Annotated in this window: 17 protein-coding genes; 9 read left to right on the top strand and 8 right to left on the bottom strand. The window is 61.2% G+C overall.

All coding sequences use genetic code 11. The annotated features are described in order from the left end of the window. Window positions 1-11 precede the first annotated feature (11 nt). The 4 genes from CXR00_RS05575 (at window position 12) to CXR00_RS18770 (ending at window position 2,526) form a co-directional block, all read left to right on the top strand. Window positions 12-440 (top strand): NAD-dependent epimerase/dehydratase family protein, encoded by a 429-nt coding sequence (locus CXR00_RS05575; RefSeq protein WP_104053467.1) that lies wholly within the window; start codon window positions 12-14, stop codon window positions 438-440. Between the two features lie 290 nt (window positions 441-730). Continuing rightward, entirely contained in the window at window positions 731-886 is a 156-nt protein-coding gene (locus CXR00_RS18210; protein WP_181032483.1) for a hypothetical protein, read from the top strand. 567 nt (window positions 887-1,453) lie between these two features. Beyond that, window positions 1,454-1,765 carry a hypothetical protein gene (locus CXR00_RS05580; protein ID WP_104053468.1) on the top strand — a complete coding sequence of 104 codons (312 nt, stop codon included), beginning with the start codon at window positions 1,454-1,456 and terminating at the stop codon, window positions 1,763-1,765. Between the two features lie 362 nt (window positions 1,766-2,127). Beyond that, a complete protein-coding gene (locus tag CXR00_RS18770) occupies window positions 2,128-2,526 on the top strand; it encodes a glycosyltransferase (RefSeq protein ID WP_104053469.1) in 399 nt (132 codons plus the stop codon). A gap of 1,945 nt (window positions 2,527-4,471) precedes the next feature. Here the strand turns inward: CXR00_RS18770 and CXR00_RS05590 are convergent. The 8 genes from CXR00_RS05590 to rpmH all read right to left on the bottom strand — a co-directional run bounded on the left by CXR00_RS05590 (window position 4,472) and on the right by rpmH (window position 10,427). Then, a complete protein-coding gene (locus tag CXR00_RS05590; RefSeq protein WP_104053470.1) occupies window positions 4,472-5,776 on the bottom strand; it encodes a ParB/RepB/Spo0J family partition protein in 1,305 nt (434 codons plus the stop codon). A gap of 98 nt (window positions 5,777-5,874) precedes the next feature. After that, window positions 5,875-6,816 carry a ParA family protein gene (locus CXR00_RS05595; RefSeq protein ID WP_258059912.1) on the bottom strand — a complete coding sequence of 314 codons (942 nt, stop codon included), beginning with the start codon at window positions 6,814-6,816 and terminating at the stop codon, window positions 5,875-5,877. A 440-nt stretch (window positions 6,817-7,256) separates the two neighbouring features. Beyond that, window positions 7,257-7,889: a 16S rRNA (guanine(527)-N(7))-methyltransferase RsmG gene (gene rsmG, locus CXR00_RS05600; protein ID WP_104053471.1), complete on the bottom strand. Its 633-nt coding sequence runs from the start codon at window positions 7,887-7,889 to the stop codon at window positions 7,257-7,259. A gap of 52 nt (window positions 7,890-7,941) precedes the next feature. Then, complete coding sequence (locus tag CXR00_RS05605) at window positions 7,942-8,511, bottom strand: R3H domain-containing nucleic acid-binding protein (RefSeq protein WP_104053472.1); 570 nt, start codon at window positions 8,509-8,511, stop codon at window positions 7,942-7,944. Further along, window positions 8,508-9,470: a membrane protein insertase YidC gene (gene yidC, locus CXR00_RS05610; protein ID WP_104053473.1), complete on the bottom strand. Its 963-nt coding sequence runs from the start codon at window positions 9,468-9,470 to the stop codon at window positions 8,508-8,510. Before yidC ends, CXR00_RS05605 begins: the two co-directional genes overlap by 4 nt. 9 nt (window positions 9,471-9,479) lie before the next feature. Beyond that, window positions 9,480-9,851 carry a membrane protein insertion efficiency factor YidD gene (gene yidD / locus CXR00_RS05615; RefSeq protein WP_104053474.1) on the bottom strand — a complete coding sequence of 124 codons (372 nt, stop codon included), beginning with the start codon at window positions 9,849-9,851 and terminating at the stop codon, window positions 9,480-9,482. 7 nt (window positions 9,852-9,858) lie between these two features. After that, a complete protein-coding gene (gene rnpA / locus CXR00_RS05620) occupies window positions 9,859-10,227 on the bottom strand; it encodes a ribonuclease P protein component (protein WP_104053475.1) in 369 nt (122 codons plus the stop codon). A 62-nt stretch (window positions 10,228-10,289) separates the two neighbouring features. After that, window positions 10,290-10,427 carry a 50S ribosomal protein L34 gene (gene rpmH, locus CXR00_RS05625; RefSeq protein WP_056010217.1) on the bottom strand — a complete coding sequence of 46 codons (138 nt, stop codon included), beginning with the start codon at window positions 10,425-10,427 and terminating at the stop codon, window positions 10,290-10,292. Window positions 10,428-10,904: 477 nt separating this feature from the next. Between rpmH and dnaA the strand changes: the two genes are divergently transcribed. The 5 genes from dnaA to CXR00_RS05650 all read left to right on the top strand — a co-directional run bounded on the left by dnaA (window position 10,905) and on the right by CXR00_RS05650 (window position 16,825). Then, on the top strand, window positions 10,905-12,323 hold the full coding sequence (dnaA, locus tag CXR00_RS05630; protein WP_104053476.1) for a chromosomal replication initiator protein DnaA: 1,419 nt from the start codon (window positions 10,905-10,907) through the stop codon (window positions 12,321-12,323). Between the two features lie 565 nt (window positions 12,324-12,888). Continuing rightward, a complete protein-coding gene (gene dnaN / locus CXR00_RS05635) occupies window positions 12,889-14,013 on the top strand; it encodes a DNA polymerase III subunit beta (RefSeq protein WP_104053477.1) in 1,125 nt (374 codons plus the stop codon). A gap of 48 nt (window positions 14,014-14,061) precedes the next feature. Continuing rightward, the gene (gene gnd / locus CXR00_RS05640) at window positions 14,062-15,042 is read left to right on the top strand and encodes a phosphogluconate dehydrogenase (NAD(+)-dependent, decarboxylating) (protein WP_104053478.1); all 981 of its coding nucleotides are present in this window, start codon (window positions 14,062-14,064) and stop codon (window positions 15,040-15,042) included. Between the two features lie 66 nt (window positions 15,043-15,108). Beyond that, window positions 15,109-16,293 carry a DNA replication/repair protein RecF gene (gene recF, locus CXR00_RS05645; RefSeq protein WP_104053479.1) on the top strand — a complete coding sequence of 395 codons (1,185 nt, stop codon included), beginning with the start codon at window positions 15,109-15,111 and terminating at the stop codon, window positions 16,291-16,293. Beyond that, a complete protein-coding gene (locus CXR00_RS05650; protein WP_237688633.1) occupies window positions 16,277-16,825 on the top strand; it encodes a DUF721 domain-containing protein in 549 nt (182 codons plus the stop codon). The genes recF and CXR00_RS05650 overlap by 17 nt, the downstream gene beginning before the upstream one ends. Window positions 16,826-16,854 lie beyond the last annotated feature (29 nt).

Below are 16,854 nucleotides of genomic sequence, written 5' to 3' on the forward strand. Positions count from 1 at the left end.
AATACACCTCCATGAAAACAGCAGTAGCGGGCGGCGCCTGCTTTATCGGCAGCCATCTTTCTGAATACCTACTGGCCGCCAGCGACCACGTGACGGTTCTTGATGATCTGTCCACCGGCTCCCTGGAAAACCTCCGCGGAGTGCCGGACCACCCCGGCGTCCGCCTTGTCGAGGGAACCATTTTGGACCGGACCGCCGCTGACAGTGTGATCGCCGGTGCGGACCGATTGTTCCATCTGGCCGCCGCCGTCGGCGTCATACTCATTGTCGAAGACCCGCTCACAAGCCTGCGCCAATTTCCAGGAACCGAAGTGGTGCTGGACGTCACCCTAGCTGCCGGTGCGTGCGGCTATTGCGTGGCTTTTCAACCGCCAATGTTGCTGCCGGAACCCCGGACGGTGGCCAGGATGGTCTCCTCGCCGTCGCGTGCCAACGTTTAGGAAGGAGGCTGAACCTGCCACCGGTGGGCTGGTTCAGTTCGAGGGTCTTTGAATATGGGCACCAAGTCTGCTCGTCGACTGCCGTCGCACCGCAAACATAAACGGTCCCTGCAAACCTTTGCCGCTCTCCTGGTGCTGTCTCTTCCCATGGCCTTCCTGATCTTCGAGGCCAATGGCTGGCAGCGGCCGACTGGGGTTCCCCGGACAACACACGTGCCGTCGCGTCAGCACAGCCCCTTCCGGCTTACATACCCTCCAAGTCGCTCCCCTTCGCCCCCGGGCAAACGCTAGTGAGCCTGACGTTCGACGACGGGGTCAGCGGTGCGGCACGTGCGGCTGAAATCCTCAACACCGTGGACATGAAGGGAACCTTCTACATGAAGTCAGGTTTGCTGGACGAAACCGGATTCATGGCCCTCCGGCAGGAGGCGTGGCCGGCCCATTGATATAGAGGAGCCCCTGCTTTATGCAGTTTGTCGCCTGGCTGGCAATACGGGAAACCATCAGTCCGACTGTGGTCCTCTCAGTGCAGGAGGTTATGGGCGGGCCTTTGCTGGTCCCGGGCCACTGCGGAAGCAACACCACGGAGTTGACCAGGGCACCGGGCCCCGCGGGGAGGCACGGGTGCGCTGGTGTGACCGTGCGAGGCTATGAAAGAGGTGATGCCAAACTGACACAGACGCAGGATCTGGGTACGTTTTCCCCTGCCGTCCAACCTGGTCGCCGTTACTTGTTGAGACTCTCCTGCACTGCCGATGTGCCAACCCAGCTCAGTCTTTACTATCGGGCCAATTTGGGTGAATGGCAGAATGGACGGCCGGTCCCTTCTTGGAACCCTCCGGAGACTTCACTCCCACGGCATGGACAACCCCTCCGGTTCCCGAAGGCGCAGCCGGCCTGACGCATGGTCCGTCATTGAGCGTCCGGGAGTCCTGTGGATGCATCTACGGAGGGTGTGACGGAGCGGTGATCGACAATAGCTGCGAAGCCGAGCTGCGGGCAGAAGACGAGGGTTGGTTGCATGGGTATATGCTCCCCGCCGCGAAAATCCGTTCTGCCTTGATCTCCCGTTCGACGACGTCAACGTTCCCCGGGCCTTCGCCATGAGGGGTTCCGTCATCCCATGGGCGGACGAGCCGGAATACTACAGCCAGATCCATGACGCGGGGCCAGCCCTCTACGACGACGTCGCTTACGTTTTCGGGGATGACGACGTCCGTCCCGCCAACACCCTTCACAACGGTGCCGGCCTGGACGTCTCACCCGCTCTCAATGGCTGCCTGGGTTTTGAATCTCTGAACGCCGCTGACCGTGTGAGTCGGTAATTGCTGGACCAGACGCACGTTTCGGCCGGCCCCTGGCGGGAAGTCGTCACCGCCAGCCAGGTGCAGCATGAGTGAACCAGCAGCCACGCCGTCCGCAGTTCGAAGTTCATCTAAAAAGTCTTCGGGGGTAGGAACGTGGAACCATGGGCAATATTGGTCATTGCACTGCTGATGCTGGGGATCGCCACTCCCCTATCGAGCACGGTCGGCCTGCTTCGCCGAATCGGGGAATTACATAACCCAAGCATCCCGAACCAAGTTGGCCGCCCACAGACTGACACTGTCTTCCCGAATCAGGTTGCCGTCAGATAGCAGCACACCATGAAGAACTCGTGATCGCGGAAACCATCGCCTGAGCCAAAGTGCTCGTCCTTACCTCCAACCTTCACGTTGTTTCGGATGGTTCCACCGGCGCAACTTCGGTAATCGCCGAAGCCGAAGGGGTGAACTGTCTGGAACCGCATCCGAACCGGGGAAAGGCCGGTGCGCTTGCCGCCGGAATTGAGTACTACGCTCTGGCGTCCAATTATGAAGGCATGCTCCTTCTCGATGCTGATACACGGTTGATGCCGGATTACGTCAAGACCAGGCTGCCTCGGTTCGCCGCACCTGACGTCGTCCGCAATCGCCGGCCGGGCGAAGTCCCTCCCTGCAGCGGATGCCGGAAACCAGTGGGTTGGGTTTTGCTCTCATGCCGGGAGCGCACTAAACAGCATTACTCGACGGAACCGGGAGTGAACTGGACATCCCTCTCGGACTAACTCACTCGGTTCGTTGGCTTGCACACAAACAGCGGTACTACTCAGGTAGTTACTCATGCACTGCATCGAAGCTACCTACGGACACCCCCACGAGATACGCCCGACGCAAACATTGACGATGGTCATCCATCCACGATGCCTCAGCACTCAGGCTAGCCAGATCGCCGCTCGACTGAGGTGAAAGTGCCGCTACCACCGGTACCCGACGCCCGGTCACCGCCTTCAATATCGTGAAGACCGCAGTCTTCCGTAAACTCGACGGTTCACTGCCGGGCTCGCGCCAGGTGACAGCGTTTCACGTGAAACAAGGAACTGTGGTGGGGGTCGCCGAATTGCCATAGCTACGGCGGAGGACGGCGAGCACGTCGAAGTTCATCTAAACCGGTTGGAAGCGGCATGCAACACCTGGGTAGGACGGTGGCCGCGGACAACAATGGCATCTCCGGAATTCATAACGGACTCCACGCGTGCGGCTACCCGGAGAGAAGCTCGACACTTGTTTCACGTGAAACAGACATAGAGACCTAAGGGATTCGTCCCCTGGCAGGTGTCGAGCGGCGATGTCAGGACCGGGGACCGGAGCCAGCGACGAGTCAGATAGCCTGCCAGACCCCGGCCTTCACCCGGCACGCGTCCGCGGCATACCAGCTACACGTACACCGACAGGCCAGCGGACGGGGGGCGATGAGTACCGTGAAAGACAGAGGCATGCAGTCGAGCCGACACGATCCATGCCCAGACCGCACGCGGGGACCCAGCGGAGTTTGGGGCCTTCCGACACGGCCGAGACCAGAGGCGCCCGCCAAGCGGACCGTATCTCCACACCCCGTGGCCTACCACTCCGGGATGAGGCCCCCGACAGTGCAGGTCGCCACTGGCGCACATTCTTCGGGGGCACTTCCTACCAGGGTGTGCTGCTTCAAGGCCAGCAAGGAAAGTGCGGCGTGTGCCGGCCGCGGATGGGGACGGGCGCCGTGGCACGGGCAGTCAATGACGTTTCACGTGAAACAAAAGGATCTCATGGCGGCCAGTACAAATGGTGCGGTCCCTTTGTAGTAAATCGGGTGGTCCGTATTCGCTGAGCCTCGGACATCCGCCGGAGCCGAACATGGGAAGCCGACGGGTAAGCAGGGTCTGCTTGTTGATACCCCAGAGACTGACGAGACACCTCCGGCTCGTGAGCCACTGTGACACGGATTTATTTCTGCGCCCAGGAACCGACCGGACGTCGACCATGCGTCACCCAGCAGCCAGAACTCACGTGGTCGTACCGTTTCACGTGAAACGGATGAACAGACGGCTACGGACCTTGCTGTGGGCGACTACGCATTATGTCGGGAGCTGGGATCAAGCGCTCACGGACGACAGCACATCTAACGTACTTCTGTTGTTCGCGGGTCTGTTCTCCATCCACACATGGCCTGAATCAGAGGTAGCCGCGAAGCGAAGAGGTTAATTGCCTATCCAGGAGCAGCACTACCCTGAGACCCTGACCCACTGGGCAAAGCGGATAACTGGCGGCGACGCAGCCGCCCAAAAGAGCATGTTCCACGTGAAACACGGGCGCCGGCACATCCCAAACCCGCTAGGGCGAGAGGGATGGGGCAGGGATGCAACGAGCGAACAAAAGAAAAGTCGGCTGTAGAGCGCACCCAGAAACTGGATCATGCCGGTGTTCAGGACTGGCAGGCGGCAACCAGCCTTCTAGTCATCTCCAACCGATCCTGCTGCTCTATGAGCCACGACTCGCTGCGCGGAACAAAAGCTTTCCGTCGCACCACCTGCTTACCGTGCGTCCGGCAAACGATTTCGTTCCGCGATCAGCGTGCAGTCCTCGGATGCCGTGTCGCCATTACCTCGATATCAGACGTGCAGTACTGACGCCGCGAAGGCGGTACAGAACAGCTGACCTGGCGGGTGTTTCACGTGAAACACCTCATTGGCCCTAGTTCGCCGGCGGGGCCAGCACTCCCATAATCCGGTTCAGATCATCAACACTGGCGAACTCAATGCTGACTTTGCCCTTGCGCGCACCCAGCGTGATTTTCACATTGGTATCCAGCCGGTCTGAAAGGGAGGTGGCAAGGTAGTCAAGGCGTTCATGCCGCGCGCCGGTTTTCGGTTTTGCAGCCTTGGCGGGACGCCGAAGCCCGTCGCTCAGAGCCACGATCTCCTCAGTTGCACGGACGGAAAGACCCTCAGCGACAATACGCTGCGCCAGCTTTTCCATCTCCGCCGCATCGGCCAGTCCCAGCAGTGCTCGTGAATGCCCGGCGGATAGTATCCCGGCTGCAAGCCGGCGCTGTACAAGAGGAGGAAGTTTCATCAACCGCAATGTGTTGGTAACCTGCGGCCGCGACCGCCCAATGCGGTCCGCCAATTCCTCGTGCGAGCATTCAAAGTCGTCCAGAAGCTGCTGGTACGCTGCCGCTTCTTCCAGCGGATTGAGCTGGCTCCGGTGAAGGTTCTCCAGCAGGGCATCCCGGAGCAGATCCACGTCCTGGGTGGAGCGGATAATTGCCGGAACAGCTTCCAGTCCAGCCTCACGGCTGGCCCGCCATCTGCGTTCACCCATGACCAGTTCATAAGGGTGCTCGGGATCATCTTCAGCGGAGGGCCGGACCACGATCGGCTGAAGAACACCGATCTCGCGGATCGAGTGAACCAGCTCGGCCATGTCCTCTTCATCGAAGACCGACCGAGGCTGTTTTCTGTTCGGGTGGATGGAGTCCACCGGAATCTCGGCAAAGGTCGCTCCGGGCACCTCCACGAGTGTTTCACGTGAAACGCCGCTGCCCTCAGTGCCCTGTGCGGCGTCCTGAGTAGGCTCGACACCCTGGGAGTCGCCGTTGCTCTGGGAAGCGCCGTCGGGGGCCTTCACGGCCTTCGCAGCACGCTTGGCAGCACCGGACGTGGCGGATCCCGTGGGCGAAGTTTCTTCGCCGGCACCCCCCAAGCCGTCCTCATGACCCGACGGCTGTGTGCGGTTCTGCTGGCGCGGCGACGACGCAGCCGAGCTCTTGGAAGCGGGGCCCCGGAGGGCATCCTTGTTGATGCCGCTGCCTCTCCGGACGCCCTGGGCGGCCGGCCGAGAAGGCGTTACGTTGTCTGCGGCGGACGGGAAGAACACATCGACGGGACGCCCGGCACGTGTAGGCACTGAAGATGTGGATGCAGGTTCCTCGGGTGCTGCACTGCTGGGGATTAGTGCCCCCAGGCCTCTTCCCAAACCACGACGCTTTTCGGTCATGGGTATGTCCTTCCCTTATGCACACAAGCGGCATGGATTGTTTGTGACTGTATTCTACGATTCATCGCGTCCGTAACGGCGCAAGGACCCGGGGATGTCTAACCGCGCTGGGCGATCTCTGCTGCGGCCTCAAGGTAAGACAAGGCGCCGCTGGAAGACGGATCATATGTCATGACCGTCTGCTGGTAACTCGGGGCTTCAGAAATACGGACCGACCGCGGCACCACTGCACCCAAAACCTGATCCGGGAAATGTTCCCGCACTTCGGCTGCCACCTGCGCCGCCAGGTTGGTGCGTCCGTCGTACATGGTCAGCAGAATCGTGGAGACAACCAAGTCAGCGTTCAAGTGCTTCTGAATCATCTCAATGTTCTTCAGGAGCTGACTCAGGCCTTCGAGTGCGTAGTACTCGCACTGGATAGGAATAAGGACCTCCCGCGCCGCGACAAACGCGTTTACGGTCAGCAGTCCCAAACTCGGCGGGCAGTCAATAAAAATGTAGTCCAGTCGCTCCTGGCCGTTCCGTTCACGCTCCGCGGCATAAACATCGATGGCTCTCCGGAGCCGCTGCTCACGGGCTACCAGCGAAACCAGCTCAATCTCAGCGCCAGCCAGGTGAATTGTTGCCGGCGCACAGATCAGGTTGGAGATATCGGGGCACTGGGCCACAACATTTCCCAGCGGGAGATCATCGATGAGCACGTCATAGATACTCTCCACTTCGGCGCGGTGATCGATGCCGAGGGCGGTAGAAGCATTTCCCTGCGGATCTATGTCAATCACCAGGACATTCAGACCCGCGGTGGCAAGTGCGGCAGCCAGGTTCACGGTGGTGGTGGTTTTGCCTACACCGCCCTTTTGATTGCTAACCGTCATGATGCGCGTTTCCGCGGGGCGGGGAAGAACGCGGCCGCGGAGCTTTTCGCGACGGCGGTTTTCGTGTGCCAGTTCCCGGGCAAGCGGGGTGCTTTCGTCCATCAAATCCATAACGTCCACCGACGTCGACGGTATGACCGCCGCGTCAGATACACCACCTTCGATAGCCTCGGGGCCCGCGGACGTTTCGACCGCGGTCTGCAGGGGAACAGCACTGTGTGTCGTTTCACGTGAAACAAGCTCGGTCCCGGCGGCAGGCGCAGAATTGCCTGCTGCGGGCCGATCAGTCTCCGTCGACGGCACCAGCGCGGTCTGAATCACAGGTGCCTCCGTTACCGGTTCTTGAACCTCGGGAGCACTTGATGGAATCTGTGCGGGATCTTGAGTAGTTGCAAACATTTGGGGTTGAATCCGGGAGAACTGTGCGGAGAGGGCAGAACCCAAAGCAGCAAAAGGGGGAATTCGTTTTGCTCCGGAATCGCGGCGCGCACTCACCTGGACATGCTCACTTTCCAAACATAGGCATTAGTCCATCCAGCCTATCCGCTGCCCGGCAAATATCCCGGATCGAGGCCGGTGTGTGCACAAGATAGTGCTGCGGGCCACTACCCCACGAGGATGCGAACAACCGTTGTGTGTTCTTCCAGAAGGTCCTCGCCAGCCGTCACAATGGACGTTTCGCGGCCCCCGAGCTTGCGGATTGCTTTGGCAGCCTTGGCAATCTCTTCCTCGGCGCTGCGTCCCTTGATGGCCAGGACCTCTCCCTTTCCCTTCAGGAGGGGAATGGTTAGGCCAGCCAGAGTGGACAGTGCCGACACCGCACGGGCGGTCACTACGTCTGCATCAACATCCTTGACGACCTGTTCCGCCCGTCCCCGAAGGACTGTCACGTTGTCCAGGCCGAGGTCCTCCACCACCTCATTCAGCCAGTTAACCCGGCGCTCGAGGGGCTCGATGAGGGTGAGGTGAAGATCAGGACGTGCTATCGCCAGGCACAGGCCCGGAAGGCCTGCGCCGCTGCCAACATCTGCCACCCGCAGGTTTTCATCGATGAGGTCCGCGACGACGGCGCAGTTCAGCACGTGCCTGCTCCACAGCCGTGGCACCTCTCGGGGCCCCAGGAGGCCCCGTTCCATCCCCGACGTAGCCAGGTGTCCGACATAGCGTTCCGCCAGATCCAGCCGGGAGCCGAAGATTCTTTCCGCCGCTATGCGTTCAGCGGGCGATGTTTCAACCACGAAGTGTGTGTCCTTTGTCTGCAGTGCAGTTTCCAGTAGTAAGTGGCCCGGCCTAGGCTTCAGCCTGCGACACCACAATGTGGCGCGCGGCCCCTTCGCCCTCGGATTCGCTGACGAGCCCGAGATCCGCCACGGCGTCGTGCACGATCTTTCGCTCGTAGGCACTCATGGGGCTAAGTGCGATTGCCTTGCCGCTTTCCCGGACCTGGGCAACGGCCTTCTCCGCAATGACCTGCAGCTCGGCGCTGCGCTCCTGGCGGTACCCGGTAATGTCCAGAACGAGACGGGAACGATTGTCAGTGGCTGTCAGTACGGAAAGCCGTGTCAGTTCCTGCAGTGCTTCCAGAACTTCGCCGTCCTTGCCGACAAGATGCTGCAGACCGCTGGCGTCGCCTTCCTCCGCCACAACCGAGATGTAAGTCCTGCCGCTGCGGACCTCGATGTCGATGTCTCCGTCGATATCGGCGATGTCCAGCAATTCCTCGAGGTAGTCCGCAGCAACGTCTCCCTCTTCTTCGAGGCGGCCGGGGCGGGCAGCGCCCGCCTGCGGATCAGCAGCAGGTTCAGTCCCAGCTGTCTCCAAACCAGTTTCCGGTGTCTCCGCGGCGGGCTCAGTGGTCATCGCTTTTTCCTGTTCTTCCGCTGGGGCTGGACACGCTGGGTCTTTACGGCCACCGGAGCCGGCTCAACGGTGTCGGACTTCTTCTCGCCGAGCAGCGGGACCATGGGAAGTCCCTTCTTCGCACGGCGTTCGGCCATTGCCTTGGCCGCAGGGGAGCCCGGGGTGGGCATCCGGCGGATGACGAAGAACTGCTGTCCCATGGTCCACAGGTTGGTGGTGGTCCAGTAGATAAGCACGCCGATGGGGAAGTTGATGCCACCGATACCAAACACGAGCGGCAGGATGTAGAGCATCATCTTCTGCTGCTTCATGAAGGGGCTGGCCAGAGCCTCTTCAGACATGTTCTTGGACATGATCTGCTTCTGGGTGATGAACTGCGAAGCGGTCATGGCCAGGATCATGACGATGGAAAGGATGACGACGGCGAGCTGGCCGTCTCCGCCGCCGCCGTGCAGCAGCGAGGAGGACAGCGGAGCACCGAGGATGGTGGCTTCATCGAACTGCTGGATGGCTTCAGAGGACAGGGCACCAATGTGGGCGCCGGTGTCGCTGGCCTTGGAAACGCCGTTCAGCACCTGGAACAGGGCGAAGAAGAACGGCATCTGGATCAGCATGGGAAGACAGGCCGCAAACGGGTTGGTGCCGTGCTTCTTGTACAGCGCCATCTGCTCCTGCGTCATAGCCTGACGGGAGAGCTGGTCGGTTTTACCCTTGTACTTCTGCTGGAGTTTCTTCAAGTCAGGCTGCAGCGACTGCATGCCGCGCTGTGCCTTGATCTGCTTCACGAAGACCGGGATCAAGGCGGCCCGAATCACGATCACCAGGCCAATGATGGACAGCGTCCATGTCCAGCCGGATGCGGCATCCATCCCGAGGAAAACAAAACCCTCGTGGAAGATCCACATGATCCAGGACACTACCCACTTAAAGGGGAACAGTATCGTCTCGAAGAAACCCATTTATACTCCTCAGGCCGCTTCGCGGCTGTCTTCGTCGGCTGGAATCACGGGGTGATTCAGCACAATAATTCTCGGAACCCTGTTCGGATCCCAATTCCTGTCTCCGTGCGGGACGTGGTCCACCCCGCCGTCGTTCCAGGGGTGGCAGCGAACCAGCCGCCGGGCAGCCAGCCAAGTACCGCGCACTGCACCATGAACAGTCACGGCTTCAAGAGCATAGGCGGAGCAGGACGGAAAGAACCTGCAGACCGGCCCGTAAAGGGGCGAAATGGTTTTTCGATAGGCAACCAGGAGGCCGATCAGCATGTAGCGCGGCAGATTCCACACAAAAGAGGCAACCCTCTGAACAGCCTTTCCCGGATTGGTACCGGAGCGGCTCATCAGCAGATCACCTCTTCTGGTCAAACGATGGAACACGGTCGAGTTTGCCTGCACAGGTGCGAAGCGCTCCCATATAGTCCGTACGGAGTTCCTGCCACGACGCCGTTGCCGCCGGCGGCAACGCACGGACCACCACGTCGTATCCGGTGGGGTACTCACGCAGACTCTCCGCAGCTGCTTCCCTCAGTCTTCTCTTAACGAGGTTGCGTGTCACTGCGTTCCCGACGCTTTTGGCGACGATGAAGCCTACGCGGGTCGGGCGTGGCCCGGTTCTCACCGCATATAACACTACGTTCCGGCGCCCACTTCGGGCACCGGAACGTACAGTATGAGAAAAATCCGTCGACGTCCGCACCCGGTTTCCTACGGCCAGCATTTAGGCCGCCTGGAATCGATTGCGGAGCTGCAGGTACGCAGCATCGACAAACTTAAAGCTGTTTATGCCGACAGTTCGGTGCGGCCCTTGGCGCGGCGTGCGGAAAGGATTCCACGGCCGGCACGGGTACGCATGCGAAGGCGGAAGCCGTGCTTCTTGGCACGACGGCGGTTATTCGGCTGAAAAGTCCGCTTGCTCACGGTAGTTACTCCAAGACAATCTGAGTTGCGCTGGCTTGCTACGACAAGGGGGAAGAACAAGCGGCGCTTTTTTCATGTGACTGACTGCTCTCAACCCGGACCTGGACCCTGATTCCCAGAACCCTGATGGGCATGAATGAGTGCAGATAGCAGACACAAAGGACTACTCCACGTTAGGGGCAGGACCGCCCCCAGTCAAACCGGGATTGGGCGGCCCGGACCACTTGCCTGTTCATACAGTTTCATCCACACCTGTGGACAACTCCTTCCAGCATACCTGCCCACAGGGTGGTGTGAGCCCTGTCCCAGAGCCTGTCCACAGGCGGATTCCAGCTACCACAGGGGGAAATCATCCCTTAGGCTAGGCGTCGGGCGGTTTATCCACCAACTGTGTATAAGTCTGTGGATGAATCGCCGGAAACCCGCCCGGGCTTCCATGTTTTCTGAGACCGCTGAGGGCGATCACGAGAGGTTTTTGTGGGCACGGACGAAATCAACGACGTCGGCAGTTCCTGGCGCAAGGTTATTCGAACGCTGGAAACGGACGACCGAGTCTCTCCCCGGCAGCGCGGATTCGTGGTTCTGGCCCAGGCACAGGGTCTGATCGGAACCACTCTGCTGGTGGCGGTGCCCAACGAACTGACCCGCGAGGTTCTGCAGACCCAGCTCAAGCACATTCTGGATGAGGTCCTGCGGGGAGTCTTCCAGGCCGATATCCAATGTGCTTTCGTCATTGACGCGGACATGCTGCCGGCGGTGAAGGCCGATCCCGAACCGGAACCCGAACAGCCCGCTCCGAATCCGGTCCCGAGCGGTGAAAGCGCTCCCTCTCCCACACCGCCGAGCACTTCCCAGGAATTCGGCCGGCTCAATCCCAAGTACGTCTTCGAGACGTTCGTGATCGGTTCCTCCAACCGGTTTGCGCACGCCGCCGCGGTGGCTGTGGCCGAAGCCCCCGCCAAGGCCTACAACCCCTTGTTCATCTACGGGGATTCGGGGCTGGGAAAGACCCACCTGCTGCACGCCATCGGACACTATGCCCGGCACCTTTACACGGGTATCCGCGTGCGGTACGTAAATTCCGAGGAGTTCACCAACGACTTCATCAACTCCATCCGGTATGACGAGGGAGCCAGCTTCAAGCAGCTCTACCGCAATGTGGACATCCTGCTCATTGACGACATCCAGTTCCTGGCCAACAAGGATGCTACGCAGGAAGAGTTCTTCCATACGTTCAATGCCTTGCACAACCACAACAAACAGGTCGTCATCACTTCCGATCTGCCGCCCAAGCAGCTTTCGGGCTTTGAGGAACGGATGCGGTCCCGCTTCGAGTGGGGCCTGCTCACCGATGTGCAGCCGCCGGAGCTGGAAACCCGTATTGCGATCCTGCGCAAGAAGGCCATCGGCGACAGCCTGAGTGCTCCTGACGATGTCCTTGAGTACATCGCCTCCAAAATTTCCACCAACATCCGCGAGCTGGAGGGCGCCCTGATCCGGGTGACCGCCTTCGCCAGCCTCAATCGGCAGCAGGTGGACGTGGGACTGGCTGAGATTGTGCTCAAAGACCTGATTACCGACGACGGCGCCCAGGAAATCACCGCGGCATCAATCCTCGGGCAGACGGCAGCCTATTTCCAGATCTCGCTGGAAGAACTGTGTTCCAAGTCCCGCACCAGGACCCTGGTCACGGCCCGCCAGATCGCCATGTACCTGTGCCGTGAACTTACGGACATGTCGCTGCCCAAGATCGGACAGGAACTCGGCGGGCGTGACCACACCACGGTGATTCACGCGGACCGCAAAATCCGGGAGCTCATGGCTGAGCGCCGCGCCATCTACAACCAGGTCACTGAACTGACAAACCGCATCAAGCAGCAGCAGCGGGAGGCATAATCCGCGGAATTCCGCGGATGCAGAGCCCCGCAGGGGCTCGAAATTAACATTTGTGGACAAGGGTGTGGATAACCCGGTGGATAACTCCCAACGAGCTGCACTTCCCTGTGGATACGCGGAATTACAAAAAAGTTCCCCACAGCCCGGCCTGGACGCGGCATGCGGTGCCCACAGGTTATCCACAGGCAACAAAAGCCATGACGCCGCGATCGACTAGGTTATCCACAGTATCCACAGGAGTTATTAACACTACGAACCTTAAGAAATTCGGTTCCATCAAATAACATCTGACCTTTCCGGACCACTTGCGCTTCCTTGCCGGAACGAACATCGGATGTCTCTTCAGATCACAGAGGACTGCATCCGAAGATGCCTCCGGCGCCGTGCATATGCGGCGGGTCTGGCGCTAAGCTGGCACAGAGTATTGTTGTCATTCGCAGCCCATCCTGAGATGGTGTCTCGAACGCGGTGCAGCTGCGGCGCCGCAGCGCGCGGCGATGCTCCCTCACTTGTCATGAAGATTCAGTTGTACTGAGAAGTACGTTGTGAAAGGCGGCACCCTGCAGTGAAGTTCAGAGTTGAGCGGGATGTCCTGGCCGAAGCGGTTACATGGACAGCGCGTTCCCTCTCGCCGCGTCCCCCGGTTCCGGTTCTGTCGGGCCTGCTGATCAAAGCGGAGAGCGGATCACTGAGCATCGCAAGCTTCGACTACGAGATTTCGGCCAGGCTGCAGATCGCGGCCGATATCGCCGAAGAAGGGACCATCCTGGTCTCGGGCCGGCTGCTCGCCGAAATCTGCCGCAGCCTCCCGTCGGCACCCGTCGAGGTGGAAACTGACGGGTCGAAGGTGACCCTGACCTGCCGCAACAGCCGCTTCAACCTCGCCACTATGCCCGTGGCCGAATATCCCGAACTTCCTGCCCTTCCTGAGGTCAGCGGTGTTGTGGACGGCGATGCGTTTGCCCAGGCTGTCTCCCAGGTCATCATTGCCGCCAGCCGAGATGACACGCTTCCCATCCTCACCGGCGTGCGGATGGAAATTGAAGACGATCTCATCACCTTCCTGGCCACGGACCGTTACCGTCTGGCCCTGCGGGAACTGTCATGGAAGCCGTCCACTCCCGGCATCTCCACCAGTGCACTGGTCAAAGCCAAGACCCTGAACGAGGTGGCAAAAACCCTCGGCGGCGCCGGTGACCTGAATATTGCCTTCTCCGATGACAGCGAACTGATCGGCTTCGAAAGCGGCGGCCGCCGCACCACATCGCTCCTCGTCGACGGCGACTACCCCAAGATCCGGTCCCTGTTCCCGGACAACACACCCATTCACGCCACAGTGGAAACCAGCGCCCTGGTCGAAGCCGTGCGCCGTGTGTCCCTGGTAGCGGAGCGAAATACTCCGGTCCGGCTTGCCTTCACCGACGGCCAGGTCACCCTGGATGCAGGCACCGGCGAGGATGCCCAGGCCTCGGAGGCACTGGAGGCGTCCCTGATCGGCGACGACATTACGGTGGCTTTCAATCCGCATTATCTCAGCGAGGGTCTGGGTGCCTTCCCGAGCAAGTACGTGCGTTTCTCCTTTACGACGCCGCCGAAGCCGGCCGTTATTTCGGCCCAGGAAGAGCTCACGGGGGACGACCGGGAGGACTACCGGTACCTGTTGATGCCGGTGCGGCTGCCCAACCAATAGGCCAGCGCCGCGGAAGCCGTCCGCGACCGCAAAGAAGAGGAACCTGCCATGCACATAGGCCTCATCGGACTCGGCAAAATGGGTTTCAACATGCGCGAACGGCTGCGCCGTAACGGCATTGACGTTACCGGCTTTGACCGGAATCCCGTGGTCAGCGACGTGATGTCGGTAACCGAGCTGGCCTCGGAACTTCCTTCACCGCGGGTGGTGTGGCTGATGGTGCCGGCAGGGGAGGTCACTGAAGCCGTTATTCGCGAGCTGGCGGAAGTGCTCTCACCCGGTGATCTGGTAATAGACGGAGGCAATTCCCGGTACGACGCCGATATCCGCAACGCGGAGAAACTCGCCGCAACGGGAATCCGCTTTATGGACTGCGGCGTCTCGGGAGGAGTCTGGGGCAGGGAGAACGGCTACGGCCTGATGGCCGGCGGCGAAGCGGCGGACATTGCCCTGGCGATGCCGGTCCTGGACGCTCTGCGGCCGGAGGGCGAGCGTGAGCGCAGCTTTGTGCATGCCGGCGCCGTTGGCGCGGGCCATTACGCCAAGATGATCCACAACGGCATCGAGTACGGCCTGATGCAGGCCTATGCCGAGGGCTACGAACTGCTGGCAGGCAAAGACATCATTACGGATGTTCCCGGAGTGATGCGGGCCTGGCAGGACGGCACCGTCATCCGGTCGTGGCTGCTGGATCTGATGGTCAACGCCCTGGATGAAGATCCGGGACTAAGCCGCGTTGCCGGCTATGCGGAGGATTCCGGCGAAGGCAGGTGGACGGTCCAGGAGGCTGTGGCCAACGGCATCCCCGCGCCGGTCATCACGGCCGCCCTGTATGCCAGGTTTGTGTCCCGGCAGGAAGATTCACCGGCCATGAAAATGGTGGCTGCGCTGCGAAACCAGTTTGGCGGTCACAGCGTCAGGTCAACGGATGACGTCGTGCCGCCCGAAACGCCTCCGGACGTGGCCTCCCGGCGGCAGGATCCCGACGTGCCGCGGGCAGCAGTCGATGAGACTGGAAGCCCGGAGTAATCTGCGGCAGTAGGGTGGGAAGTACAGGACTAGTTGCAGGTGGAAGGCAGGAAAAGGTGGACGGGTTTGTACATTGATTACCTCTCCCTGACTGGTTTTCGCAGTTATGCGCAGCTTGATCTGGAACTTAAACCCGGAGTCACAGTTTTTGTCGGCCCCAACGGCACCGGGAAAACAAACATCGTCGAAGCGATCGGTTATCTGGCGTCGCTCTCCTCCCACCGGGTGAGCAGTGATGCCCCGCTGGTGTCTTTTGACGCCGGCCAGGCCCTCGTCCGCGCCCGGCTCGTGCGGGGCAGCCAGCGCACCAGCGTTGAACTGGAACTCAATCCGGGACGGTCCAACCGGGCCCGGATCAACCGCGCCAACCCCGTGCGTGCCCGCGACATCCTGGGCATGTGCCGCACGGTACTGTTCGCCCCTGAGGATCTGGCACTGGTCAAGGGAGATCCCTCCAGCCGGCGCCGGTTCATCGATGAGTTGATCGTGTCCCTGGTCCCCCGCCATGCAGCCACCCGAAGCGACTATGAGCGCGTCCTGAAACAGCGCAACGCACTGCTGAAATCCGCCCGCGCCGCCGGACGGTTCACCTCGTCCCACGAGGCAACCCTGGAGGTATGGGACCAGCACATGGCGGTGGCCGGTGCCAGCCTGCTGGCGGCCCGGCTCTCCGCTCTGCAGCGCCTGCAGCCTCACCTGCAGAGCGCCTACCGTGATCTGACCGACGGCAGCAAGGCGGCTCGGGCCGTGTACCGCTCCACGCTGCAGGGAGCAGTGAACGACGACGGCGCCGTCGTCGGTGATTCAGACCCGGAGGAACTCTACGGGCTCAGTGAACAGGAGCTGGCCGAGCGGTTCCTGGCGGCGTTTGCCGCCAACCGGCGCCGGGAACTGGAACGCGGCATCTCCCTGGTGGGACCCCACCGCGACGATCTGGAGCTGATCCTCGGGCAGGCACCGGCCAAGGGCTATGCCTCCCACGGCGAGACCTGGTCGTTTGCCCTGGCCCTGCGCCTGGGAACTTACTATTTGCTCCTCAGCGATGATGAGACTCCGGGAGCAGGCCCCATCCTGATCCTCGACGATGTGTTTGCGGAACTGGATGTCCAGCGCCGCGGCCGCCTGGCCGGGATCGTCGCCGGCGCGGAACAGGTGCTTGTTACCGCTGCGGTGGCCGGAGACATCCCCGAAGCTCTTGCCGGGGAACAGATCACCGTAGTTCCCGGAGGCATTAGTGTTCCCGCCCTCTGATGCCGATGAAAACCGGGAAACCGGGGAGCCGGAGGTCCGCCAGGATGCTGCGCAGGCCCAACTGAACCGGATGCGCCAGGCCGCCCAGTCCCGCGGCAACCAGCGAATTTCTCCGAGCCGGCGCAAGGCCGGGCAGAAGCGGTCCGCCCTGCCGTTTGTGCCCGGCGAATACACCGGCAGGGACCCCCAGGGGGTGGGCAAGGTCTTCAACCGCTTTGTCAGCGAACGCGGCTGGAATTCGCCCGTAGCGGTGGGATCGGTGATTTCCCGCTGGGAGGAACTCGTGGGCCCCGAGGTCAGTGCGCACTGCACACCCGAGTCCTTTTCGGACACAACAGTGCAGGTCCGCTGTGATTCCACGGCTTGGGCCACCCAGCTGCGGCTGCTGCGCAGCTCGCTGATCAGCCGGTTCGACGCCGAGCTGGGTCCCGGCGTAGTGACCAAAATTGAAGTCATCGGCCCGGCCGCGCCGAACTGGCGCAAGGGCCTGCGCAGCGTCAAGGGCCGCGGCCCGCGCGACACTTACGGGTAACCGGCGCGTCCTCTCAACCGGATCCCCGG

It is taken from the genome of Arthrobacter sp. 9E16 (assembly GCF_002929435.1).
GTDB lineage: Bacteria > Actinomycetota > Actinomycetes > Actinomycetales > Micrococcaceae > Arthrobacter_B > Arthrobacter_B sunyaminii.

Coding starts and splice junctions, on each gene's coding strand:
- yidD (WP_104053474.1), bottom strand. CDS start 9,851: ATGAGCCGCTCCGGTACCAATCCGGGAAAGGCTGTTCAGAGGGTTGCC.
- gnd (WP_104053478.1), top strand. CDS start 14,062: ATGCACATAGGCCTCATCGGACTCGGCAAAATGGGTTTCAACATGCGC.
- yidC (WP_104053473.1), bottom strand. CDS start 9,470: ATGGGTTTCTTCGAGACGATACTGTTCCCCTTTAAGTGGGTAGTGTCC.
- rnpA (WP_104053475.1), bottom strand. CDS start 10,227: ATGCTGGCCGTAGGAAACCGGGTGCGGACGTCGACGGATTTTTCTCAT.
- CXR00_RS05575 (WP_104053467.1), top strand. CDS start 12: ATGAAAACAGCAGTAGCGGGCGGCGCCTGCTTTATCGGCAGCCATCTT.
- CXR00_RS05590 (WP_104053470.1), bottom strand. CDS start 5,776: ATGACCGAAAAGCGTCGTGGTTTGGGAAGAGGCCTGGGGGCACTAATC.
- CXR00_RS05605 (WP_104053472.1), bottom strand. CDS start 8,511: ATGACCACTGAGCCCGCCGCGGAGACACCGGAAACTGGTTTGGAGACA.